This window comes from Pseudomonas nitroreducens TX1 (assembly GCF_000313755.1).
GTDB classification, from domain to species: domain Bacteria; phylum Pseudomonadota; class Gammaproteobacteria; order Pseudomonadales; family Pseudomonadaceae; genus Pseudomonas; species Pseudomonas nitroreducens_A.
This window is the reverse complement of the sequence record NZ_AMZB01000117.1, coordinates 13297-37418: the sequence shown is the minus strand read 5'-3', so window position 1 is coordinate 37418 and position 24122 is coordinate 13297. Positions and strand designations below refer to the sequence as shown.

18 protein-coding genes are annotated in these 24122 nt (G+C 66.9%); 9 read left to right on the top strand and 9 right to left on the bottom strand.

Annotated features, from left to right (window positions below; all coding sequences use genetic code 11):
- Positions 1–33 precede the first annotated feature (33 nt).
- From recD to C167_RS32650, 4 genes are all read right to left on the bottom strand, one after another.
- A complete protein-coding gene (recD, locus tag C167_RS0116500; RefSeq protein WP_017519392.1) occupies positions 34–2061 on the bottom strand; it encodes an exodeoxyribonuclease V subunit alpha in 2028 nt (675 codons plus the stop codon).
- On the bottom strand, positions 2058–5744 hold the full coding sequence (gene recB, locus C167_RS0116495) for an exodeoxyribonuclease V subunit beta (RefSeq protein WP_017519391.1): 3687 nt from the start codon (positions 5742–5744) through the stop codon (positions 2058–2060). The genes recD and recB overlap by 4 nt, the downstream gene beginning before the upstream one ends.
- Positions 5741–9208, bottom strand: a complete 3468-nt coding sequence (gene recC / locus C167_RS0116490; RefSeq protein ID WP_017519390.1) for an exodeoxyribonuclease V subunit gamma — start codon at positions 9206–9208, stop codon at positions 5741–5743. The genes recB and recC overlap by 4 nt, the downstream gene beginning before the upstream one ends.
- 89 nt (positions 9209–9297) lie before the next feature.
- Positions 9298–10140: a VirK/YbjX family protein gene (locus C167_RS32650; protein ID WP_017519389.1), complete on the bottom strand. Its 843-nt coding sequence runs from the start codon at positions 10138–10140 to the stop codon at positions 9298–9300.
- A gap of 249 nt (positions 10141–10389) precedes the next feature.
- Between C167_RS32650 and ppk2 the strand changes: the two genes are divergently transcribed.
- Positions 10390–11208 carry a polyphosphate kinase 2 gene (gene ppk2, locus C167_RS0116480; protein WP_017519388.1) on the top strand — a complete coding sequence of 273 codons (819 nt, stop codon included), beginning with the start codon at positions 10390–10392 and terminating at the stop codon, positions 11206–11208.
- A gap of 156 nt (positions 11209–11364) precedes the next feature.
- Here ppk2 and C167_RS0116475 read toward each other — a convergent pair whose 3' ends face one another.
- Complete coding sequence (locus C167_RS0116475) at positions 11365–12261, bottom strand: LysR substrate-binding domain-containing protein (protein WP_017519387.1); 897 nt, start codon at positions 12259–12261, stop codon at positions 11365–11367.
- A 127-nt stretch (positions 12262–12388) separates the two neighbouring features.
- Here C167_RS0116475 and C167_RS0116470 point away from each other — a divergent pair, with 127 nt between their 5' ends.
- Positions 12389–13006, top strand: a complete 618-nt coding sequence (locus C167_RS0116470; RefSeq protein ID WP_017519386.1) for a glutathione S-transferase family protein — start codon at positions 12389–12391, stop codon at positions 13004–13006.
- 98 nt (positions 13007–13104) lie between these two features.
- On the opposite strand, the gene C167_RS0116465 is transcribed toward C167_RS0116470, so the two are convergent.
- Positions 13105–14307 (bottom strand): MFS transporter, encoded by a 1203-nt coding sequence (locus C167_RS0116465; RefSeq protein WP_017519385.1) that lies wholly within the window; start codon positions 14305–14307, stop codon positions 13105–13107.
- Between the two features lie 164 nt (positions 14308–14471).
- On the opposite strand from C167_RS0116465, the gene C167_RS0116460 reads away from it, so the two are divergent.
- Positions 14472–14702 (top strand): DUF2789 domain-containing protein, encoded by a 231-nt coding sequence (locus C167_RS0116460; RefSeq protein WP_017519384.1) that lies wholly within the window; start codon positions 14472–14474, stop codon positions 14700–14702.
- 6 nt (positions 14703–14708) lie between these two features.
- Here the strand turns inward: C167_RS0116460 and C167_RS0116455 are convergent, their stop codons facing one another.
- Positions 14709–14984 (bottom strand): metal/formaldehyde-sensitive transcriptional repressor, encoded by a 276-nt coding sequence (locus tag C167_RS0116455; protein WP_017519383.1) that lies wholly within the window; start codon positions 14982–14984, stop codon positions 14709–14711.
- Between the two features lie 60 nt (positions 14985–15044).
- Between C167_RS0116455 and dmeF the strand changes: the two genes are divergently transcribed.
- The 3 genes from dmeF to C167_RS35315 all read left to right on the top strand — a co-directional run bounded on the left by dmeF (position 15045) and on the right by C167_RS35315 (position 17241).
- On the top strand, positions 15045–16001 hold the full coding sequence (dmeF, locus tag C167_RS0116450) for a CDF family Co(II)/Ni(II) efflux transporter DmeF (RefSeq protein ID WP_017519382.1): 957 nt from the start codon (positions 15045–15047) through the stop codon (positions 15999–16001).
- 97 nt (positions 16002–16098) lie between these two features.
- The gene (locus C167_RS0116445; RefSeq protein ID WP_017519381.1) at positions 16099–17028 is read left to right on the top strand and encodes a pseudouridine synthase; all 930 of its coding nucleotides are present in this window, start codon (positions 16099–16101) and stop codon (positions 17026–17028) included.
- A gap of 78 nt (positions 17029–17106) precedes the next feature.
- Positions 17107–17241: a hypothetical protein gene (locus tag C167_RS35315; RefSeq protein ID WP_017519380.1), complete on the top strand. Its 135-nt coding sequence runs from the start codon at positions 17107–17109 to the stop codon at positions 17239–17241.
- A 227-nt stretch (positions 17242–17468) separates the two neighbouring features.
- On the opposite strand, the gene C167_RS0116430 is transcribed toward C167_RS35315, so the two are convergent.
- Complete coding sequence (locus tag C167_RS0116430) at positions 17469–17774, bottom strand: PsiF family protein (RefSeq protein WP_017519378.1); 306 nt, start codon at positions 17772–17774, stop codon at positions 17469–17471.
- 222 nt (positions 17775–17996) lie between these two features.
- Here C167_RS0116430 and C167_RS0116425 point away from each other — a divergent pair, with 222 nt between their 5' ends.
- The 3 genes from C167_RS0116425 to C167_RS0116415 all read left to right on the top strand — a co-directional run bounded on the left by C167_RS0116425 (position 17997) and on the right by C167_RS0116415 (position 21273).
- Positions 17997–19073 (top strand): sigma-54 interaction domain-containing protein, encoded by a 1077-nt coding sequence (locus C167_RS0116425; protein ID WP_017519377.1) that lies wholly within the window; start codon positions 17997–17999, stop codon positions 19071–19073.
- Between the two features lie 226 nt (positions 19074–19299).
- Positions 19300–19515, top strand: coding sequence for a hypothetical protein (locus tag C167_RS32645; RefSeq protein ID WP_017519376.1), 216 nt, complete (start codon positions 19300–19302; stop codon positions 19513–19515).
- Between the two features lie 285 nt (positions 19516–19800).
- Positions 19801–21273 (top strand): inorganic phosphate transporter, encoded by a 1473-nt coding sequence (locus tag C167_RS0116415; RefSeq protein WP_017519375.1) that lies wholly within the window; start codon positions 19801–19803, stop codon positions 21271–21273.
- A gap of 60 nt (positions 21274–21333) precedes the next feature.
- On the opposite strand, the gene C167_RS0116410 is transcribed toward C167_RS0116415, so the two are convergent.
- Positions 21334–24114, bottom strand: a complete 2781-nt coding sequence (locus C167_RS0116410; RefSeq protein ID WP_017519374.1) for a PAS domain-containing sensor histidine kinase — start codon at positions 24112–24114, stop codon at positions 21334–21336.
- Between the last annotated feature and the right edge of the window lie 8 nt (positions 24115–24122).

Genomic DNA, 24122 nt, shown 5'->3' with positions numbered 1-24122 from the left:
GCGCCATGGGTCGCCCCGGCCAGCGTCGCTAAATCACGACCGATCCAGCAGCCCGCTCGCCCGCTGCACCCGTCGCTCAGTCGCTGCCTCCAGCACCTGCCAGCCGCGCCCGGCGCTGGCAAGGGTGAACCATTTGCGCGCGCGGGTAATGCCGGTGTAGACCAGCTCGCGGGTAAGGATCGGATTGAGGCTGTCGGGCAGCAGCAGCGCGGCGTGGGTGAATTCCGAGCCCTGGGATTTGTGCACGGTCATGGCGAACACCGTTTCCACCGCCTGCAAGCGGCTGGGCAGGATCCAGCGGATGGCGTCGCTGCCGTCGCCCGCCGGGAAGGCCACGCGGGCCACCCAGCGCAGCGACCCGTCGTCGGCCGCCTGCGGTAGCGCCAGGGTGATGCCGATGTCGCCGTTCATCAGGCCCAGGCCGTAGTCGTTGCGGGTGACCAGCACCGGGCGCCCGGTGAACCAGCCATGGGCGGAGGGGATCAGGCCCTCGCGCTGCAACAGGTCGCCGATCAGCAGGTTCAGCCCTTCCACGCCCCAGGGCCCGCGACGCAGCGCGCAGAGCAGCTGGAACTGGCCATGGGCTTCGAGCACCTTTCGCGCCCAGTCATCCAGCGCGGCCTGATCGGCGTCGTCGGCCGGGCGCGAACCGCTGACCACACACAGATAATGGGCGTAACCGACCGGGCCGAACAGGTCGCCGCCGCGCCCGCCGTCGATCACCAGATCGCGCAGGCTGCGGGTTTCCCGGGCATCCACGGCGATGCGGGCGAGGTCTTCGTGCTGCGCCTTCCAGACCTGGCGCAAGGCCGGAACATCACCGGCGTTGACCGCTTCGGCCAATTGGCCGATCCCGCTCTCGGCGCTGAAGCGGTGGCTGTGACGGAGCATGGCCACGGCCTGGTCGAGGTCACTGCCGGCGGTGTCCAGCAGCGCCGGGGCGATCTCCTCGCCGGTCACCGCTTCCAGCCAGTCGCGGGTGGCCGGACGGTAGTGACCTTCACGGGCGCGGCTGCACAGCTCGCCGAGTACCGCGCCAGCCTCTACCGAGGCCAGCTGGTCCTTGTCGCCCAGCAAAATCAGCCGCGCTCGCGCAGGTAGCGCGGCGAGTAGCGAGGCCATCATTTCCAGGTCGACCATCGAGGCTTCGTCCACCACGAGCAGCTCCAGCGCCAGCGGGTTGCCAGCGTGGTGGCGGAATTGACGGCTGTCCGGCCGGCTGCCGAGCAGGCGATGCAACGTGGTGACTTCGGTCGGAATGGCTTCGCGCGCCGCTTCGCCATTGGCCAGACCGGCCAGATCCAGGCGCTGCACGGCGCCGGCGATGGATTCATTCAGCCGCGCGGCCGCCTTGCCGGTGGGCGCGGCGAGGCGGATGCGCAGCGGTCGCCCGCCCTCCCCCAGCGCCAGGCTTTGCAGCAGGGCGAGCAGCTTCACCACGGTGGTCGTCTTGCCCGTGCCGGGGCCGCCGGTGACGATGCCGAAGGCGTTGCCGGCGACCAGCGCGCAGGCGAGCTTCTGCCAATCCGCCGGCGCCCCTGCCTTTTTCGGGAACAGCGCATCCAGCGCCTGGCGCAGCTGTGCGGCAGGCAGTGCGGCACGCAGTGCATCGCCCTGCCGCAGGCGCTGGTCGATACCGGCGCGCACTTCGCGCTCGTACTGCCAGTAGCGGCGCAGATACAGGCGGCGGCCGGAGAGCACCAACGGCGTGTCGCCTGGGCCAACGCCGACCAGCCGCGGGTCGTTGAGCACGGCGCGCCAGGCATCGAGGTCGAAGCCATCCAGCAGCACGCCGGGTAGTTCTGGTGCGTCCTTGACCGAATCGCCTTCGGGCGGCAGGGACAGGGCAAAGCGGCTGTCGGCCAGGGTCGCTTCCAGGTCGAGGCAGACGTGCCCGCGCCCGAGCTGGTGGCTGGCCAGGGCGGCGGCGAGGATCAGCAACGGGTCGGCATCCGCCGCGCGTTCTACCAGGAAGGTCGCGAAGGCGCGGTCCAGCTCGCGCAGCCAGCCACGCTCGGCCCAGCGGCCAATCAGTTCGAGCATCTCGGCAGTATTCTTCATGCCGGCATCTCCGCTCGGAACAGGCGGTCCAGTTCGTCCATCAGTGCCTTGGGCGGGCGCTCCAGGTACATGCCCTGGGTTGCCGAGGAACTGCCGCGCAGGAACAGGTACATCGCGCCTCCGATGTGGCGGTCGTAGTCATAGTCGGGCAGGCGCGCCTGCAACAGCCGGTGCAAGGCGAACAGGTAGAGCGCGTATTGCAGGTCGTAGCGGTGCTCCAGCAGCGCCTCGCGCAGCGCCGCCTGGGTGTAGGCCTCGTCGTCCGCCCCCAGCCAGTTGGACTTGTAGTCGGCCACGTAGTAGCGGCCCTCGTGTTCGAATACCAGGTCGATGAAGCCCTTGAGCATGCCGTTGAGCAGGTTCGGCTGCAGCGTCGGCCGCGCTGCGCCGCCCAGGGTGTGGCGGGTCACGGCGGCGTCGAGGCGCTGGGTGTCGACATTGCGGGTGGAGAACCAGAACTCCATTTCCTTCTGAAAGGTGACCAGCCCGGACAGGCTGACCGGGGCCGCAGCGGGCAGGCAAAAAGCCGTGCGCAAATACTGGCCCAGCCAGCCGGTGAGTGGCTCGATCCACTCTTCCCAGCCGCGCACGGCGCAGCGCCGGGCGATCTGGTCGCGCAGCTGTTCTTCGTCGGCAGTGAAACCTTCGTCGGCGGCCCACTCCAGCAGGCCGTGGAGGAAGCTGCCGGGGTTCGCACCGCGCGGGAAGGCGTGCAGGCTGAAGGGTGCGGGCACCGCTTCAAGCTCGCGGTGTTCTTCCAGGCTGCTTTCACGCAGCAGGTCTTCGCCGGCGCTGATAGGTTCGTCGGCGGCCGGCGCGGGGGCGACTTCGCTGTCGTCCTCGCTGGCGCCCACGGCGGTCATGTTGGCCAACGCCGAGTAGCTGGCGATCCACCACTTTTCCGCCACCCGGCGGCGCGGTTCGCGCGCGGCGCCCAGCTCGCCGGCCTGAACGCCGACGAACTGCTCGCTTCCGATCTGTGGCGCCGGCTCCAGGGCAATGAGGGGCTGCCCGGCCTGCAGCTCGACCAGGCGCGTGGTCACGTCCTCGATGGACAGCGTATTGCCGCCGCCGAGCAGGTAGCCCATGGCGCCCTTGTGCAGTTCGGGGTTCTTGCTGTTGCTCATCACCAGCGGCGCCATGCCCAGCCACACGGCATGGCGCGCGCGGGTCAGGGCCACATAGAGCAGGCGCATGTCCTCGCTCAGGCGTTCGTCGTTGGCCTGCTGGAACGCCGCCTTGGTCAGTTCCTTGTCGCGGGCCAGCTCGACCACGCGGGATTCGCCGGACTGGAAGCTCGGCGGGTTGCCGCTCTTGCCATCCAGTTCGCGCCAGGTGCAGATGAAGGGCAGCAGCACCAGCGGGTATTCCAGGCCCTTGGACTTGTGGATGGTCACCACCTTGATCAGGTCGGCGTCGCTTTCCAGGCGGAGGATTTCTTCGCTGGAAGGGTTTTCCAGCTGCTCGGCCAGTACCCGCAGCAACGCATGCTCGCCATCCAGCTCAACAGCCTCGCGCTGCAGCCATTCGGCCAGGTGCAGCAGGTTGGTCAGGCTGCGTTCGCCGTCGGTTTCGCGTAGCAGGCGCGCCGGCAGGGCGAAGTCGGCGAGCAGGCGGCGCAGCATCGGCAGCACGCCCTGTTGCTGCCAGAGCAGGCGGTAGTCGCGGAAGCGCAGCACCATGTCTTCCCAGAAGCGCTCGTCCTGGTTCAGCCGTTCCAGGGTCGCCCAGTCCAGCGCCAGACTGCGGGTGGCCAGGGCGATGCGCAGCACGCCATCGTCGCCGGGGTCGGCGCAGGCGCGCAGCCAGTGCAGCAGGTCGACGGCTTCGGGGCTGTCGAACACCGAGTCACGGTCCGACAGGTAGACACTGGCGAGCCGGCGTTTCGCCAGTTCGCCGCGCACCGCCTCCGCTTCACTGCGGCCACGCACGAGGATTGCGATGTCGGCGGGACGCAAGGCACGCCACTGGCCATCGGCATCGCGGAAGCCGCTCTGCGCCGAGCTCAGCCAGCGCTGGATAGCGCTGGCGCTGCGCGCGGCCATCTCCTGGCGATACAGCGTGGAGCCGCAGACCTGCCCCTCGTTGTCCAGTTGCCAGAAGGTCATGGCCGGCGTTTCGCTGCCTTCGAGCAGCAGTGTTTCATCGCGGCCACGGGCGCCCACTTCGAGGAAGGGCACGGGGTTTTCCTGGCCTTCCACGGCAAAGCGGAACGCACCGCGTCCGTGGGCTTCGGCGTAGAGGAAACAGCGGTTGGCCGCGTTAACCATGGCCAGGGTGGAGCGGTAATTGGTGCCCAGCGTGTAGTGCCGTCCGGCGGTGGCGGCGCGGGCGCGCAGGTAGGTGTGGATGTCGGCGCCACGGAAGGCGTAGATCGCCTGCTTGGGGTCGCCGATCATAAAGAGGCCGAGGTTCCGCGGGTTCTCGCCGATGCGGTAGACACGCTCGAAGATGCGGTACTGCAGCGGGTCGGTGTCCTGGAACTCATCGATCAGCGCCACCGGGAACTGCTCGCGGATACGCTCGGCCAGGCGCTCGCCGCCGCTGCCGGCCAGGGCGCGGTCGAGGCGCACCAGCAGGTCGTCGAAGCCCAGTTCGGCGCGCTTCTGCTTTTCCACTTCGAGGTTGTGCCGCACTTCGCCCAGTGCATGCAGCAGCAGGTGCGGGGCGATCTCCGGGCGCTGCTCGGAACGTTCGACCCAGGCGTCGATGGCCAGCAGCGCCGGGTGTTCCGGCACCACGGCCTTGGCTTTCAGCTTGATCCGCGTCTGGCCGAACTTCGCCAGGTTGTCCGGCGCGTCGGCACCGTCGCTCCAGGCATCCAGTGCCTCGATCCAGCCGGCGAACACGGCATCGTCATCCTTGCCGCGATAGCTGTTGCCGTTGAGGTCGCCGCGCAGGTTGCGCAGCAGTTCGGCGACGCCCTGGCGATCCGCCGCCCAGGCTTCGCGGGCGCGGGTTTCGGCGGCGGCGAGTTCGTCGTAGAACTGACCGGTGGCTTCCAGCAGTTCGGCCAGCGAAGCCGGGGCGGTCAGCGGCTGGTCGGCGTAGCGGAAGCCGGCCTCCTGCGCCGCCAACAACGGTTGCAGGGCGCGGGCCAGCGCTTCGGGGCCGGCGTAGCAATGGCGCACGGCATTGGCCGCGGCTGCGCCCAGCGGGTAGAAGTTGCGTCGCCAGTAGTCGCGCACGGCCTCGGCGAGCAGTTCGCTCTGGTCGGCGGCAAGGTCCTGGGTGAACAGGCTGCCGCTGTCGAAGGCGTGCTCGCGCAGCATGCGGTAGCACCAGCTGTGGATGGTGGACACGGCGGCTTCGTCCATCCATTCGGCGGCCAGCCGCAGCAGGCGTGCGCAACCGGGCCAGCGCTCGGCGGCGTAGCTGTCGCGCAGCTTCAGCAGCAGGCCGTCGTGCTTCTGTTCGGGCTCGGCAAAGCAGCGCGCGGCCTCGCCCAGGCGCGCACGGATACGCTCGCGCAGTTCCTGGGTTGCGGCTTCGGTGAAGGTCACCACGAGGATTTCCGGCGGGCTCAGCGGCCGGCCGAACGCGGCCTGCTCGCCGCCGTGGTCGAGGACCAGGCGTACGTATAGCAAGGCGATGGTGAAGGTCTTGCCGGTACCGGCACTGGCCTCGATCAGCCGGCTGCCGTGCAGCGGGAAATCGAGAGGATTGAGCTCGACGGCACTCATTGTCCGGCCTCCTTGCGCTGCAGAAGTTCGAACAAGGGCCCGTAGAGCGCTTCGGCCCAGGCCGCGAATTCGCCGCTGGCGTTGAGCGCGGCGAAATCCGGGTAGACGCGCGCCAGCGCTGCCGAGGACGTCGCCTCGCCGCTCAGGTTGAAGCCACCGTCATAGCGCTTGGCGGCTTCACGGGCAGCACGCTCTGCGTCTGCTCCGGCGGCCAGCCAGGCGAACGCTGCCTTGCAGGCGACCGGCAGCGGGCGGCTCATGCCCTGGAACCAGGCGTCCAGCAGCGCGTTCAGCTCGGCGCGCGCTTCCTGCGCCGGCATCGGCGGGAATTCGAGGGTGCCGGTCAGGCCGACCAGCACGCTGGTCACCGGTTCGCCGCACAGCTGCAGCGCGAGGTGGCGCACCCACGGGCGCACCAGTCCATGCCATTTGTAGCCCTTGCCTTCATGCAGCTTGCCGCTGACCAGTTGCAGGCTGGCGAGCTGGCCGTCGGCGTTGCGGCGCAGACCGCCGAGCCAGTCGGCCAGCTCGATGCCGGCGTGCTGGTGGACGAGTTCACGCTGCTCGTCTTCCACCCGCGACCAGTGCTCCAGTTGCTCGCGGTAACGCGCCAGCAGGTCGTGCAGCGGCGCCACCAGCGCCTGGGCGGAGAAGTCGCCGAACGCCGCCAGCGGTAGCCGGCCCTCACGGCGCAGGCGCTGCACCTGGGCGCTCAGTTGCACCGTGAGCTGATCGGCCTGCCAGTGCTGTTCCACCCACGGGCGCAGGCGCTCGCAGAGTTCGAACTGCAACTGCCACACATCCAGGCCATTCAGCTCGAAGGGCTCTTCGTCCTGGCCGGTCAGGTGCTCCTCGCCGAAACGCACCTTGAGACGCTGCAGGAAAAAGGCGCCGACCGGGTTGGCGAGAAAGTCGGCGAGCACGCGCAGGCCGATGGGTGCGTCCAGCACCGGCGGCGACAGCGGCGCATCAGTCGTCTCGCCACCGTACTCGCGGTGGACATCTCGCCACTCGCGGGCATAGGTGTAGAGCCCGTCGATACCCTGTACCGAGGACGCATCGAAATAAACGCGGCTGAAGGGTTGCAGCGGGTGCTCCAGGGTCAGGCCGTGCAGCAGGTCACCGCCCTCGGCACTGCGCCAGCCAGCGGCGAGGTGGTCGCGCAATTGGCCTATCAGCACGGACGGCGGGCGCTCGCTGTTGTCGCGGATGCTCCGGCCAACCCAGCTGACGTAGAGCTGGCGGCGCGCGGAGAGCAACGCTTCGAGCAGCAGGTAGCGGTCGTCCTCGCGCCGCGAGCGGTCGCCGGGGCGGTAGTCGTTGCGCATCAGGTCGAAGTCCAGCGGCGATTGCGGGCGCGGGTAGTCGCCGTCGTTCATGCCCAGCAGAAAGACCAACTGAAAGGGAATCGCACGCATCGGCATCAGCGTGCAGAAGCTCACTGCACCGGCGAGGAAGCGCTGGTTCAGACCGCCGGCATCCAGGCCGCCGAGCCAGGCCTCACGCACCACCGAGAGTGGCAGCGGGTCGCTGAAGCCAGCGTAGCCGCAGGTTTCCAGCCAGCCTTCGAGCAGGTTCAGCAGTTGCTGGCGGAGCAGTTCATCGTGGTCGTCGCTCACCAGGAAGAAGTCTTCCAGCAAAGCACGCAGGCGCTGCACCCAGGTCGCCGCATCGGCTTCCTCGGCGAGCAGGTCGCAGGCTTCTTCCAACGCACCGAGCAACCCGGCCAGCGGGCCAAGGGCGGCGGCATCGAGCCCGCCGATCTCTGCGTAGGGCTGGATGCCCTGGAAGGCTTCGCCCTCGCCCACTGCGAAGCCCAGCAGCATGCGCCGCAGGCCGAAGCGCCAGCTGTTGGCTTCGGCGGCGGCGGGCAGGCCTAGGCGTTCGCGCTGCTGGCCGTCGAGGCCCCAGCGCACGCCGGCACCGTCGATCCAACGGCGCAGCAGCGGCAGGTCGGCGTCGGCCAGGCCGAAGCGCGCGCGCACGGCGGCGACATCCAGCAGGTCGAGGATTTCGCTTACCGCGAAACGGCTGTCGGGCAGCCGCAGCAGGTGCTCCAGCGCCACCAGCAGCGGTTCGCGGCCGCGCTGGCCCTGGTCGGCCAGGGTGTAGGGGATGAAGCGTTTGTCGTCGCGCGGTATCTGGCCGAACACCGCTTCGATGTGCGGTGCGTAGGGGTTGATGTCCGGGACCATGACGATCACGTCGCGCGGGCGCAGCGTGGGATCGGCGTCGAAGCGCGCGAGCAGTTGGTCGTGAAGGATTTCCACTTCGCGCTGGGGGCTGTGGGCGACGTGGAAGCGCACCGAGTCGTCGGTCTGCGGGTCGACCGCCGGCCAGTGCTCGCGGGTCTCGTTGAGCGGCCGCAGCTCGAGGATGTCGTCCTGCAACTGGCCGAGCAGGCTGTTCGGTTGCACTTCGCTGAACAGGTCGATGCGCCCGTTGCTCACCGCGCCCAGGCGAGCGCGGTAGCTTTCCGGATCGTCGTACTGGTCGAGCAGGTTGATGTAGTCGCGACCCTGCTTGCCCCAGGCGGCCAGCAGCGGCTGCGCATACTGGTGCTGCTGGTCTTCGCTGAGCAGTTCGGGAGTGCCGGCGCGGCGGCGCTGGCGACGGTATTCGTGGCGCAGCAGGTCCTTGTCGGCAACGATGTCGGCCCAGTGGTGACGGCAGGGGTTGTGAACGCAGAGCAGCACTTGGGCGTGGCGCGCCAGCACGGCTAGAGCCTCCACCGTTTGCGCGGGCATGGCCGAGATACCGAACACCACCACACGCCGTGGCAGTCCCGGCAGCGGCTGCTCGGCGGCCTTGAGCTTCTCGATGAAACGCCCGTGTACGCCGGCACGGCTGGTGGCCAGGCCTTGCGGGCCGACATCGTCGAGCAGCGCGCGCCACAGCGCAGCCTGCCAGCGATTGTCCGCCTCCAGCTCGCGCACCGTGCCATTGGCCAGGCGCAACTGGTCGGCACCCCGGCTCCAGTCCTCCAGCCAGTCGGCACGATAGACCTGGTACTGGTCGAACAGGTCAGCCAGGCGCTCGGCCAACTGGTGGCGCTTGCGCAGGTCGGCATCGTCGGAGAGGAAGCGCTGCAGGGTGGCGAACTCATCGCGTTCCAACAGGGTGGGTAGCAGGCGCATCAGGCGCCAGGTCAGCGGGCCCTTGTCGAGCACCGAGACTTCGGGAATTTCATCGCGGCCCAGCGCGCCGCGGTAGGCGCGCCAGAGAAATTGCGCGGGAAGTTGCACGTCCAGCGCGGCAGTGACGCCGCAACCGCCCTCCTCGACGTCGCGTCCCAGCGCCAGCTTCAGCCACTGGGCGATGCCGTTGCTCTGCACCAGGATGACCTCGTTTTCCAGCGGCGCCAGCGGGTGCAGGCTCATCCACTGCACCAGCAGGTCGCGCAGCGCTTCCGGATGGTTGCCGTGGATCACCATCAGGCCGGGGGTCAGTCGCTGCTCGCTCATCGTCTCTCCTGGTGCGGAGCGGGCGATGGAAAGCGCCCGCCGGGGATGACGGGCATTTCACCAAAAAAGCGCGCGGGCGGGGCAGTTTTTTACAGACCGGCCCAGGCGGCTACGGCCCCCTGCTCCCAGGCTCGGCGGATGGAGCCGGCGACCTCTTCGCGCAGCGCTTCGCGGCGGCGGAATTCGCTGCGCCGTTGGCTTTTCACCTCGGCGATGTCACGCACCGGCTCGCGCTCGGGCAGGCGGTACCAGTGGTGGTCATGCCGATTGCCCTGGGCCTCCAGCCAGAACGCGTCATAACTGGACCTGAGCTTGTGCGAACAGGTATGCGCGGCGTCGCTGATGCCCAGTAATTGCCGGCCGCCCATCTGCTCGCCCAGCGCATAAAGAGCGGTGAGCAGCAGGCTCTTGGGGCGCAGGCCGAACATTTCCTTGCCCAGCCATTTGACCGTGCCTTCATCCATCGTCGTGCGAGGGCCCTGCAACCCGCCGATCAGCAACCGGCCATTCTTGCCGAAGGTGAAACTCAGGGAGTACAGGCGCTCGCCCTCGCCGTTGCGCAGGTACAGGCCAAGCTCTCCCTCACGGTGGAAGTCCGAGGGTTCCAGCAGTACTTCCAGCGTATCGCCGCTTTTCAGAGGAACCCGGCTGAGGGGCACCGCCCCCAGCGCCAGCAACTTCTCTCGCCAGGCTCCGGGCAGGCAATCCAGCTGCGAATAGTGCTCGAGCAGCGCAGCAAGCCGGCGGCGGATGTTCCAGTGGCGGCACAGGTATTTGCGCCAGTGCTTCTGGGCGGGAGGCAAACCGTTCCTGTAACTCTGCGACAGCACCGGCATGAGTTGGATGCAACGCGACCAGCGCCAGTGCAGATGGGGATACAGGGTAGCGGCCAACGCGCGTTGGCCGCCCTTGCGAATGGTTTTCCAGCGCATGAGTCAGATCGATCCGAAGCGGAAGAAGACGACGCGACGCACTCCTGTGCGCACGCGAAAAGAAAAGCGCGCCAGTGTGTTCGTGGACTTCCGGCAGAGGGATCGGCTCCACTACCGACGTGTTGAGTGATCTTTCCGATCAGCTAGCGGCAAAGTCCGGCGGACAACGGATCGCTTTCGCAGATGCTCGATGGCCAACCACCGCTATGCTCTGGAGTGGTACCCCGACGCCCCGACATGGAGACCACGATGGGCAAGAAGAGCAAAGCCGAAACCAAGGTTGTCAAACCGCAAGGCAGAATGAAGAACAAGGACTACGAGGAGCAGTTGAAGAAGCTCTCCGTGGAACTGGTCAAACTGCAGGAATGGGTGGTGCACAAGGGGCTGAAGGTCTGCATCGTCTTCGAAGGCCGCGACGGCGCCGGCAAGGGCGGCACCATCAAGGCGCTCACCGAGCGCGTCAGCCCGCGAGTCTTCCGCGTGGTGGCGCTGCCCACGCCCACCGAGCGGGAGAAATCCCAGCTCTATGCCCAGCGCTATATCCGCCACCTGCCGTCGGCGGGTGAAGTGGTGATCTTCGACCGCAGCTGGTACAACCGAGGCGGTGTCGAGCGCGTGATGGGCTTCTGCACCGAAGAGCAGGCCGACAAGTTCCTGGCCGTGACCCCGCTGTTCGAGCGGATGCTCACCGAATCGGGGATCATCCTCCTGAAATTCTGGCTGGAGGTCAGCCCGGAGGAGCAGGAGCGCCGCCTGAAGGACCGCATCACCGACGGCCGCAAGATCTGGAAGCTGTCACCGATGGACGTGAAGTCCTTCACCCGCTGGGACGAGTACACCCGCGCCCGCGACCTGATGTTCGCCGCCACCGACTCGCCCTGGGCGCCGTGGATCGTCGCGCCTTCCGAGGACAAGAAGCGCGTGCGCCTGAACGTCATCAGCCACATCCTCAAGCACGTGCCGTACAAGGAAATCCCGCGCGAGGAAGTGAAGCTGCCCAAGCGCGGCAAGATCGGCAAGTACAAGAGCCCGGACTACCCGTTCCACTACATCGAAGAAGTCTTCTGAGGCCAGCCGGGGCCGGCCTTGTGCCGGTCCTGGATCGACCGGCAAAGCACGCGCCCGTCGGCCAGCCACGATGCTCCATGAAAGAGCGGGTCATGCCCGCGATGATCTCCGGCGCGATTCGAATCCATAGCGGCCGAAGTCCGCTCCTGCGCCCCGTCAATCTACCGCGACGGAACGCAGATACTCGGCCACCTCGCCAGACAGCCACTGCGCGAACGCCGCCACTTTGGCCTGGGTCGCCTCGCGCTCGGGCCACACCAGCCAGTAGGGAAAGCCGTACGGCACGCGCAGATCGCTCAGTGCTACCAGCTCGCCGCTTTTCAATGCGCCCGCCACCAGGCTGCGGCGCTCCAGGCCAATGCCCTGGCCCATGCGCACCGCCTCGATGCTCAGGTTGGAGTCGTTCACCACGAATTCCGCCGGCTCCTGCGGGACCGCCACACCCGCCGCCTGGCACCAGTCCAGCCAGGATTCGAAGCCGGTAACGCGCGGGCAGCGGAGGATCTGCTCCGGCGTTCGGGGCAGGCGCCCACCATTGAAGTCCGGCGCAGCGACGACCACCACTTCGTCCTCGAACAGTCGCTCCTGCGCCAGCCCTTCCCAGTGCCCCTGCCCGATGCGGATGGCCACATCGGCCAGGCCCTGGCGCAGGTCCATCACTTCAAGGCTGGCCAACAGGCGCAGGCGGTACTGTGGATAAACCGCGCGGAAGGCCGGCAGGCGCGGCAGCAGCCACTTCTGGCCAAAGGACGGCGTCAGCGCCACCACCAGCTCGTCCTCCCCCGGCCGCGCCTTCGCCAGGCGGGTCGCCTCTGCAATATCGCGCAGCGCGCCGCGAATCTGCAGGGCATAGAGGCGACCTTCCTCGCTCAGACGCAATCCCCGGCCTTCGCGCTGTAACAGGGTGATGCCCAGCAGGCTTTCCAACTGGCGCACCTGCTGGCTGATGGCGGAATGCGTAACGTGCAGCTCACAGGCCGCCAGGGTTACGCTGCCGAGTCGGGCCACGGCCTCGAAACTGCGCAGGGCGGAAAGCGGCGGTAATGCGCTCATGTAAGTTTTCCTAACCGAATCGGTCATTAATCGTCGCTATTTCCAAACAGCCAAAGCCGCTAGATTCATGGCCACGGGCGGACAACCGCGCCAGCCACTGTGCAATTTCCACTAACAGGACGTACCCATGCAACAGAAGCTTCCGCACCTGATCGGCATGCTCGACTCGCCCTACGTGCGCCGCGTCGCCATCACCCTGCGCCTGCTCGGCATCGAATTCAGCCACCAGCCGCTGTCGGTGTTCCGCACCTACGAGGAATTCCGCGGCATCAATCCGGTGGTGAAGGCGCCGACCCTGGTGCTGGGCGGCGGCGAGGTGCTGATGGACTCCACGTTGATCATCGATTACCTCGAACATCTGGCCGGGCGCAGCCTGATGCCCCTCGAGCCGGCTGCGCGGTTGCGCGCCACGCGCCTGCTGGGCCTGGCCCTGGCAGTGATGGAGAAGGCGGTGCAGCGCTATTACGAGCAGCAGCGCCCCGAGGACAAGCAACTCGTCAGTTGGCAGGAGCGGGTCGACCAGCAACTGCACGCCGCCCTGGCGCAGCTGGAGGGCGAGCTGCGCGAAATGTCGCTGGACGCCGGCGCGCCGCTGGACCAGGCCGGGCTGAGCATCGCAGTGGCCTGGACCTTCGTGCAGTTGCTGCACTGCGAGGACATCCCGGCGGACAGCTACCCGGCGGTGCGCGACTGGGCGGAACAGGCCGAGGCGCTGGACGTCTTCAAGGCGTTTCCGCCGGTGTGATGCGGTTCGCGAGCAAGCTCGCTCCTACAAAAGGCCGGCCGCCGCGGCACGGACCTGTAGGAGCGAGCTTGCTCGCGAACCCGGCCGCCGCACTCCCATCAATCCTTGGGCAGTTCCTCGTGCCGCTGCCGGGTGAAGCGCAGCAGGCCGAAGCAGATGACGAAGCCGCACAGCGCCAGGCCGGCCGCGGCGAGGAAGATCGATGCGTAGCCGTGGTGGGCGGCGACCAGGCCCATCAGCGGGCCGGCAACCCCCATCGCCAGGTCGAAGAACAGCGCGTAGGCGCCCAGGCCCGCGCTGCGGCTGCTGGCCGGGATGCGCAGCACCGCCTCGACGCCCAGCGACGGATAGACCAGCGACAGGCCGCAGCCGGTCAGCGCTGCGCCCAGGAGCGCAAATCCCGGCCCCGGCGCCTGCCAGAGCAGCAGCAGGCCACACACTTCCACCCCGAGGCAGACCACCGCGACGGCAAACCCGCCGAAGCGATTGACCATGCCGGAAAAGATCAGCCGCGCGCCGACGAAGCAGACGCCGAACGCCGTCAGGCACCAGGCCGGGTTCGCCCAGCCCTGGCTGCCGTAATACAGGGTGATGAAGGTCGCCAGGGTACCGAAGCCGATGGAGCCCAGCATCACGCACATGCCGTAGGGCAGCACGCGGCCGAGCACGGCGTGGAAGGCCATGCGCGTGCCAGGAATGGTCGGCACCTCGTCCCGGCCACGGGCCGCCAGCCAGCCCAGCGCGGTGAGCGCGAGGATACTCGCCCCCAGGCTCCACAGTCCCAGCGAGCCGGACATGGCCACCCCCAGCGGCGCGCCGATGGCGATGCCGCCGTAGCTGACGATGCCGTTCCAGGAAATCACCTTGGCGGTGTTCTGCGTGCCGACCAGGGCAATCCCCCAGCTCGCCGTGCCGATTCCCAGCAACCCCTGCGCCAGGCCGAACAGCAGGCGGCTGAAAAGCAGCAGCGCAAGGCTCAGCCAGGTCACTGCTCCGACGCTGGTGGACGCCAGCACCAGCGCGCCGCCGGCGCCCAGCACACCCAGGCCGTACAGCACGGCGCGCTTGGCGCCGTAGGTATCGGCCACGTGGCCAGCCAAGGGGCGGGAGACCAGGGTGGCGATGTACTGCAGGCCGATCACCGCCCCGGCCACGACCGTGGAGTAGCCCAGGCTGTCGTGGACGAAGCCGGGCAGCACCGGCAACAGCAGGCCGATGCTCAGGAATAGGACAAAGGTGAAGAAGACGGTCGCGAGGATGCGCAGGGTGACGGAGGCGGTTCGCTGCTCGGACGAGCTCATGGACGGGCCTGACGGTGGGTGGCGGAGCGTGTGCGGGGACGATTGAAAGCAGGCTATCTATTTCCGCCGCAATTGCCAATCCGCACCTTGCCCGGCGGTTGCTCCTATAGTTGTTGCATTGCTGCACGCCATGCTGGCGTGCCCGGCGCCCCAAGGAGACCACGATGGATACCACGCCGCACACCCTGGCCAACCTGTTCAAGCAACTGGGGCTGCCCGACAGCCGCAGCGACATCGATGCCTTTCTCGGTAACCACCGCCTGTTCGAAGGCCAGAAACTCCCCGACGCGCCCTTCTGGAGCCCGGCCCAGGCCCAGTTCCTGCGCGAGGCCTGGCAGCAGGACTCGGACTGGGCCGAAGACGTGGATGAACTGGCGGTACGGCTGTCCAGTTGAGCGGGGCTATTTGAGATAGGAGCGCAGCACGCCCATGACCTCCTCCAGGTCATCGTGGCGCTGCGCCGCGGTGCGGTCTTCGGCACCCAGGTGGTCGCGCAGGTGGCCTTCGAGCACCTCGGCCATCAGGCCGTTCACCGCACCCCGGATGGCGGCGATCTGCTGCAGGATCGCCGCGCATTCGCTGCCCGCCTCCAGCGCCCGTTCCAGCGCCTCGCTCTGGCCCTTGATGCGCCGCACCCGGGTCAGCAGCTTCTTCTGGTCCTTGATGGTATGTCCCACGTCAAAACTCCAAAGGTATACTGGGGTATAGTATCCGGACAGATTCTACGGACCATCATCATGCAGCATGCCGCCCACCCGCAAGACGGTCGCCACGACCATCAGTTTCACGAAGGCAATCCCCTGGCCGAACGCAATACCCTGCGCGCCGCGCTGCTGACGGTGGTGATGATGGTGGTGGAGATCGCCGGCGGCTGGATCTTCAACTCCATGGCGCTGCTGGCCGATGGCTGGCATATGAGCTCCCACGCCCTGGCGCTGGGCCTGGCGTTCTTCGCCTATGTGGCCGCACGGCGCTTCAAGGGTGATGCGCGGTTCGCCTTCGGCACCTACAAGATCGAGATCCTCGCCAGCTACACCAGCGCCATCCTGCTGCTGGGAGTGGCGGCGCTGATGCTGTTCGAGTCCGTCGCCCGGCTGCTCTCCCCTTCGCCTATCCATTACCAGCAGGCCATCGCCATCGCGGTCATCGGCCTGCTGGTGAATCTGGCCTGCGCCTGGCTGCTGCGCGGCGAGCATCATCACCACGGCCATGATCACCATCATGGTCCCGATCATCACCACGACCATCATGGTCACGATCATGGCCACGACCTGAACCTGCGCGCCGCCTACCTGCATGTACTCGCCGACGCTGCCACCTCGGTGGCGGCGATCATCGCCCTGATCGGCGGCCTGATCTGGGGCGCGGCCTGGCTCGACCCGCTGATGGGCATGGTCGGCGCGGTGCTGGTGGCCGCATGGTCGGTCGGCCTGCTCAAGCAGAGCGGCCGGGTGCTTCTCGACGCGGAGATGAACGCCCCGGTGGTGGAGGAAATCCGCGAGGTGGTCGCCGAGCTGCCCGCTCCGGCGCGCATCACCGACCTGCACCTGTGGCGGGTGGGCAAGTCGCGCTACGCCTGCATCCTCAGCCTCGCCAGCAACGGCGAGCTGACACCCGAGCTGGTGCGCCAGCGCCTGCAGGTCCATGAAGAACTGGCGCATATCACGGTGGAGATCAACCCGATCCCTGCCTGACAACGACCGGTTGAAAGACCGGAAGTCGTGCGGCTTTGACGACCGCCACGCCGCTGCGGCCTAATGCGCAGCCTGTCAAACCCGGTCGCCTGCCCGCATGTCCAGCTCCCGCTTCTCCACTGCCCAGCAACGCGCCAGTATCCTGCACCTGCCCGCCGGGCCCTGGACGACGGTGCTCGATTGCCTGTGCGCGCGTTTCCCGGCGATCAGCCGCGACACCTGGCTGGACCGCATGGCGCGCGGCAAGGTACTGGACAACGACGGCCAACCCATCGGTGCCGAGCACCCTTACCGCGAAGCCCTGCGCATCCATTACTTCCGCGAGGTGCCGCTGGAAGCGCCGATCCCCTTCCAGGAAAGCATCCTGTATGCCGACGATCATCTGGTGGTGGCGGACAAGCCGCACTTCCTGCCGGTGACGCCCGCGGGCCAGTATGTCGAGGAAACCCTCCTGGCCCGTCTCACCAGGCGCCTGGACAATCCGCTGCTGGTACCGCTGCACCGCATCGACCGACTCACCGCCGGGCTGGTGCTGTTCTCCGCCAATCCGGCCAACCGCGATGCCTACCAGGCGCTGTTCCGCGAGCGGCGTATAGACAAGCTGTACGAGGCCATCGCCCCGGCGCTGCCGCAACTGCAATTCCCCCTGGTGCATCGCTCGCGGATGGTCGAGGGCGACCCGTTCATCCGCATGCAGGAGGTGGAAGGCGAGCCCAACAGCGAAACACATATCGAGGTGCTCGAGCAACGCGGCACTCTATGGCGCTATGGATTGCACCCGGTGTCCGGCAAGCGTCACCAGTTGCGCGTACACATGTCCGGCCTGGGCGCGGCGCTGTGCTTCGACCCGCTCTACCCGACGCTGCCGCCGCGCGGTGAGCGGCCGCCGGAAGATTTCGCCAAGCCGCTGAAGTTGCTGGCCCGGCAACTGGAGTTCATCGACCCGGTCACGGGCGAGGCGCGACATTTCAGGAGCCAGCTTGAGCTGTCCTGGCCTTCCATCAATTTCATCGATGGTCACCCTTAAGCCGATCCATTTCCGTCGATGGTGGCCCCGGTGTTTTCATAGCTCCACCCCAAGGAGAGAAAGCATCGGGAGCCGAACATGAGCTACAGCGCCAAGTCCTTTTCCGCCCTCGTCAACGCCCTGCGTGCCGACGGCATCACCCGTCCCGAACAGATGGCCCGCCAGCCCTTCCGCAATGCCCAGGGCTTTTGGTCCGCGGTGGCGAAGAAATGAACCTCGTGCGGCGACTCCCGCCTGCGCTGCGCATGGATGCGGTGATCGTCCTCTACGCCATGGCCGCGGCCTGGCTGGTTTTTTCCGGGTTGTAAGGGCTCATACCGTTCGCGAGCAAGCTCGCTTGCATGTCGCAGGAGCAAGCCTGCCCGCGAACCGTCCAACACGAAAAAGGGCAGCCACGGCTGCCCTTTTTCGTGTCCGCGCGGCCCTGCCGCGCTCCATCCTCACTTTTTCAGGCAGGTGCTCATGAACGCCTTGCGCTCATCGCCCTTGAGCGCCTTCTGCGTCGCATCGGCGTTGCAGGACTTCATCTTTTCCTGCTGCGGCGTCATCGCCTTGGTAGCACTGCCGGCCTTCAGGCAAGTGCTCATGAACGCTTTGCGTTCGTCCCCCTTGAGCGCCTTGGTGGTGGCGTCGGCGTTGCAGGTTTTCATCTTCTCCTGCTGCGCGGTCTGCGCGGCGGTGGCGGCGAAGCCTTGCGCCGAGAAAAGCAGAGCGAGGACGAGCAGCGGAATCCGAACGGTGGTCATGGAGTGGTCTCCCAGGATGGAATTGCCACTCTGAGCGTAGCTCGCAGCCCAGCATTCGCGAGGCCTGTAGCGTGTTGGCGGTTCGCTTGGGGTACCTCCGTGAGGCTCGCCGCAACGTTTTAAAATAAAAAGTTATATATAAATTCTAATTGATAATTTTTTGAAATATAAAAAATAACGCAGTATGGCGCTGCCACTCATTCGGTACGCCAGGAAACTGCCATGTCGCTGTTGACCCTTCCCAATGCCCGCGAGCAAACCAAATCGGTCCGCGCCACGGTGCTGGTGTTCAAGGACCCGCGCTCGCAGGAGCTGCTCAACCGGATCGAGCGCCTGGCGCCCAGTGAGGCCAACGCGCTGATCATCGGCGAAACCGGCACTGGCAAGGAGCTGGTCGCGCGACATATCCACAAGCTCAGCCGCCGCAGCGGCGCGCCCTTCGTGGCGGTGAACTGCGGGGCCTTCTCCGAGACGCTGGTGGAGAGCGAACTGTTCGGCCACGAGAAAGGCGCCTACACCGGCGCCACCAGCAGCAAGGCCGGTTGGTTCGAGTCGGCCAACGGCGGCACGCTGTTCCTCGACGAAATCGGTGATCTGCCGTTGAACATGCAGGTGAAACTGCTGCGCGTGCTGCAGGAGCGCGAAGTCGTGCGCCTCGGCTCGCGTACGCCGGTGCCGATCAACGTACGGGTGGTCGCCGCGACCAACGTCAATCTGGCCGATGCCGTGGTTGCCGGGCACTTCCGCGAAGACCTGTTCTACCGCCTGCACGTCGCCACCATCCGCCTGCCGCCGTTGCGCGAGCGCCCCGGTGACATCCTGCCGCTGGCCGAATTCTTCCTCGAGGAGCACTGCCAGCGCCTGGGCTACAACCGCGCCTCGCTGAGCCCCGAGGCCGAGCGCAAGCTGCTGGGCCACACCTGGCCGGGCAACATCCGCGAACTGGAAAACGCCATTCACCACGCCCTGCTGGTCTGCCGCAACCAGCAGGTGCAGCCAGGCGATCTGCAACTGGCCGAGCTGCCCTCGGCGCCGCGCCACGACTCGCTACGCCACGAGGCATTTCCCCACGCCCTCGCTCCGCGCGTCGAGGCCACCCTGGAGCAGGCCCTGCTGGAGCTGTTCGAAAGCAACAAGCCCGACCTCTACGAGCACGTCGAGGAAGTGCTGTTCCGCACCGCCTATCACTTCTGCCACGGCAACCAACTGCAGACCGGCCGTCTGCTGGGCATCAGCCGCAACATCGTCCGCGCACGCCTGGAAAAGATCGGCGAACTGAACCTCGGCCGCACCGGCTGAGGTCGTTCCAGCCCGCACCAGCAGTAGGCTGAAGCCGTCCGTCGGCGGTCCTCGCGCGGTCTACCCCCCCGAAAGGTTATAATCCGCGCCGTTTTTACCGCCGCCGCGCCAGTGCAAGCTGAGCGTCTACACTTCCAGGCGACATCCAGGCGTGATGTCGGTCGCCCGCGAAGCGGCGCGTCATCATCTGCTTACTAGTCATCAGCTTCATTTGTCAGGATTGATCGTGACCAAAGACGAACTGCGCGCGGAACTGGAGCGCCAGGAGCAACGCTTCAAGGATGAACAGGGCGGCGAAGTGACCCTTTATGCCGCCCAGCCCGAACCCGGCAAGAAACCCTGGCGCAAGCGTCCCAGCGTGCAGGACAAGGCTTTCGACCGGGAACTGGAAAGAATCGAAGAAGAACGACTGAAAAAGGATCAGGAAGCCGCTTCCGTTTAAATCGCAGGGACGGCCCCAGGCTGAAGGACTCCCCCGGATCTGCTGTGGGAAGTCTCGAGGCGATGGGCGCGCGGCGCTCCGTGGGGGAGCCCGCCCGTTGGCCTGCAAACATTCATCCGATGGGCCGGCAGCCCGTGTGGAAGCATTGCAAACTTTTTCCACCCTGCCTGAAAGCGCCGTGCGACGAGGCGTCGCGCAAATTGGAGAAACCGTTTCAGGCTAAATACGGTGCTCCAAGCTTCTGGCATAATCGCCGCCCCGTCTCCGACCGGTCATAGAATTTTCATGTTCGATCTCTTCAGCGGACTCGATGTCTGGGTGGGTGTCAGCCTGGTGCTGGCACTCGCGTTCGTCCTGGCCTTCGAGTTCATCAACGGCTTCCACGACACCGCCAATGCGGTGGCCACGGTCATCTACACCAAGGCCATGTCCCCGTACCGCGCGGTGATCCTCTCCGGCATCTTCAACTTCCTCGGCGTGTTGCTCGGTGGCGTCGGCGTCGCCTACGCCATCGTCCACCTGCTGCCGGTGGAGCTGCTGATCAACGTGAACACCGGCCACGGCCTGGCCATGGTGTTCTCGCTGCTCGCCGCGGCCATCACCTGGAACCTTGGCACCTGGTACTTCGGCATCCCGGCGTCCAGCTCGCACACGCTGATAGGCTCGATCCTCGGCGTGGGCCTGGCCAATGCGCTGATCACCGGCGTACCGGTGGCCGACGGGATCAACTGGGGCAAGGCCATCGACATCGGCCTGTCGCTGATCTTCTCGCCGCTGGCCGGCTTCCTCGTCGCCGGGGCCTTGCTGATCGGCCTGAAGTGGCTGTATCCGCTGTCGAAGATGCACAAGACCCCGGAGACCCGCCGCGACGTCGATGAGAAGAAGCATCCGCCGTTCTGGAACCGCCTGGTGCTGGTGATCTCGGCCATGACCGTGAGTTTCGTGCACGGCTCCAACGACGGCCAGAAAGGCATCGGCCTGATCATGCTGGTGCTGATCGGCATCGTCCCGGCCAAGTTCGTTCTCGACCTGAACAGCACTACCTATCAGATCGAGCGCACCCGCGACGCGGCCATCCACCTGCAGCAGTTCTACAACCGCCACTCCGATACCCTCGGCGAGATGCTCGCCCTGGGCAAGGCTGGCGAAGCGGACCTGCCGGACCTGTACCGCTGCGAGCCGAAGCAGACCGAGGCGACCCTCAAGGGCTTGCTGGGCGACCTGCACGGCGTGGCCAGCTACACCGACCTGAACGACGACGAACGCGTGCAGGTACGCCGCTACCTGCTGTGCCTGGACGACACCGCGAAGAAGGTCGGCAAGCTGTCCGAGCTGCCGTCCCGCGAGAAGGCGGACCTGGAGAAGCTGCGCAAGGACCTGACCAGCACCACCGAGTACGCGCCTTTCTGGGTGATCATAGCGGTGGCCCTGGCCCTGGGCATTGGCACCATGGTCGGCTGGAAGCGCGTGGTGCTCACCGTCGGCGAGAAGATCGGCAAGCAGGGCATGACCTATGCCCAGGGCATCGCCGCCCAGCTCACCGCGACCGCCGCCATCGGCATGGCCAACATCTACAGCCTGCCGGTCTCCACGACCCACGTGCTGTCCTCGGGCGTGGCCGGCACCATGGTGGCGAACCGCAGCGGCCTGCAGGGCAGCACGATCCGCAACATCCTCATGGCCTGGGTGCTGACCTTGCCCGTGTCGATCGCGCTGGCCGCCGGTCTGTTCTGGCTGTCCTCGCGCTTCATCGGCTGACGCCCGGTCGCGCGTCGCGAAAAACGCCTGCCTGCGCAGGCGTTTTTCATTTCAGGCCCGTCACAGATTGACGGGCTGCCCTGGCAGGCGGATGACGAAACGCGCGCCGCCCTTGAAATTATCCACAGACAGGCTGCCGCCCATGTTGCGGATCAGGTCGTGGCTCACCGAGAGCCCCAGGCCCGTGCCCTTGCCGATGGGTTTGGTGGTGAAGAAAGCCTCGAAGATGCGCTCGATCACCGCCGGGTCGATACCGCCTGCGTTGTCGCGCACATGCAGCTCCACCCAGCCAGGGTCCGAGCAGGGCTCCTGGGATACCCCCACCCAGCGCGCGCCCTCCCCGCCGCGTCCGAGCAGCGCGTCGCGGGCGTTGGCCAGGAGGTTGATCAGCACCTGTTCCAGTTGATCGGCATACCCGCGCACCACTACCCGCTGGGCGGGTGGTCGGCATTCCAGGGTGATGCCCTGCTGGGTCAGGCTTTCGCCCAGCAGGGCAATGGCGCCTTCACAGGCGTCGTAAGGATCGAAGGGCGCCGCCTCCAGTTCCGACTTGCGGCTGAACACACCCATGTGGCTGATGACCCGCGACAGTCGGTCGATCTGCGCATCGGCGCGCTCCAGTTTTTCCTTCAGGTATTCAGGCTCCCCCAACTTCTGCCGGGCGTTGTAGAGGGACATGCGCATGACGTGCAGGGGCTGCTTCATCTCGTGAGCCATGCCACTGACCATCTCGCCCAGGCTGGCCATTTTCGCGCCCTGGGCCAGTTGCTGCTGGGCGTGGCGCACGGCGGTGTTGTCGCGGCCCACGGCCTGGATTTCCTGCAGGCGTCCCTCGGCATCCAGCAACGGCCGGTCGGACCAGATCAGCCAGAGGTTGCGCTGGCCAGGCAGGCAGAAACGCAGTTCCCAGGAGTCATCCGCCGCGCTCTGGCCGCCGCCCACCAGGCGCGCACGCAAGGCGCTGCAGTCCTGCTCCGACAGCCACTCGTCGAGCCGCCGGCCGAGCAGCGTTTCTACCGGCTCGCCCAACACCTGGGCGAAGGTGTGGTTGATGAAGGTCAGCTGCAGGTCCGGGTCATAGCGGCAGATCAGCGCTGGCGAGTCTTCCACCAGCACGCGGTAGCGTTCCTCGCTCTCGGCGATCTGCAGTGCGGCGAGGTGCTGCTCGGTGACGTCGAGCCAGAGGCCGACGGCCTCCTGCGGTATGCCCTGGATGTCACGCAGCAGCTTGGCTTCGTCGTACAGCCAGTGCCATTCGCCGGCACTGTCGCGCAGGCGGTATTCGGTGCGCACGCGGCCTTCGCGCAGCAGTTCGCGGCCACGATCAAGGAAGGTCTCCAGATCCTCGGGGTGCACCCGCTCGGCCAGCGCCTGCCAGCTCTGACCCTGCAGGTCGAGACCGAGCAGGTTGCCGGCGCTCTCGCTGTAGAACTCGGGAATCAGGTGCCCCTCTTCCACCCGCTGTACGTAGATGACCACCGGCGCGCTGTCGATCAGGTTGCGCAGCCGGGCGTGGGCGGCCAGGGCCTGCTCCTCCTGCAGCTTGCCCTCGCTGATGTCCAGCAACACGCCGTCCATCAACTGATCGCCGGCCCGCGCCTGGCGCCGGCCCTGCAGGCGCAGCCAGCGGCGCGTCTGGGTGGCGGCTGCGCCGCGCAGGCGAAGGTCCTGGACCAGTTGCCCGCCCGGTTGCAGGTTGCGCAGGCGCAGGCTGAGTTCGTCGGCATCGGCCGGATGCAGTTGGTTCAGCAGGTCCGCCAGCGCCAGTTGCAGTTGCCCTGTCGGCAGGCCGAGACTCGCGGCAACCGCCGGCGACAGTTCGAACACGCCCTCGTCCACCCGTAGCCGCCACCAGCCGCCGCCGACCATGTCCTGCAGCAGGCTCAGGCGCCGGCTGCTGTCGCGCAGGCTGTGCAGCTCGGTGCGCTCGTGCACGAGGTTGGTGAGAATTTCCGCCAGGTATTGCCAGTCGCTCGGCGCCAACCCCGGCCAGCCGCCGCCCGACTCCATCGGTTCGGCCACCAGCCCGGCCAGCCGACCGCCTCTTACGGGCGCCGGGATCAGGTAGAGGTGCTCGCAGCACAGCGAGTGGAGCAGCTCCGAGGGGCTGTTATCCGCCCCCAGCAGCCGCACGCCACTGGCCGAACGTAGCTCGTCAGCAGGTACCACCAGGTTTTCCCGCAGCAGGCTGTCGAAGCCGGGTTGCACATAGCAGGCGAATATCCGCAGGCGCTGGTCCTGTCCTTCCAGCAGCAGGGCCATGCTGCGCATGTGGAAGTTGCTGCAGAATGCCTCCAGCACTTCACCGACTGCCTCGCCCAGGCGGCGCTGGGAGCTATGGCGCAGGCGGGCCAGCAGCAGCTTGCTGAGGTTCAGGCATTGCAACTTGTGCTGCTGGCTGTCGGACTGCCAGTTCAGGTCGGAGATGTCGGTCCCAAGCAGCAGGCAGTGCTCATTGGCCTGCAGCACGGCCTGGAAGCGGCATACCAGGGGCAGGTCGCCGGTGCTGCGCAGCACCAGGTCGAGCCGCTCGCCGCCGCGCAGGCTGGACACATGCATACCACCGGGCACGCGGCGATCCAGGTAGTCCGCCAACCCTGGCAGCTCGCCATTGCCGGGCATGGGTGGCAGCAACCGGTGCGCCTGGCTGCCACCTCGGGCGATGATGCGGTCGCGGCTATCCAGCTCCAGCCAAAGGTCCCAATGGCCGGTCACCACGGGTTCCGCCAGTTCGTCCGCGGGTAGCGCCGGGCGCCGGCGTGCCGCCAGCGGTCGATTTGGCGTCGGGTTGTCGCTCAACTCATGCAGGGCGCGAGGCCTGGAACGCCAGAAATCGAACATCCAATGCC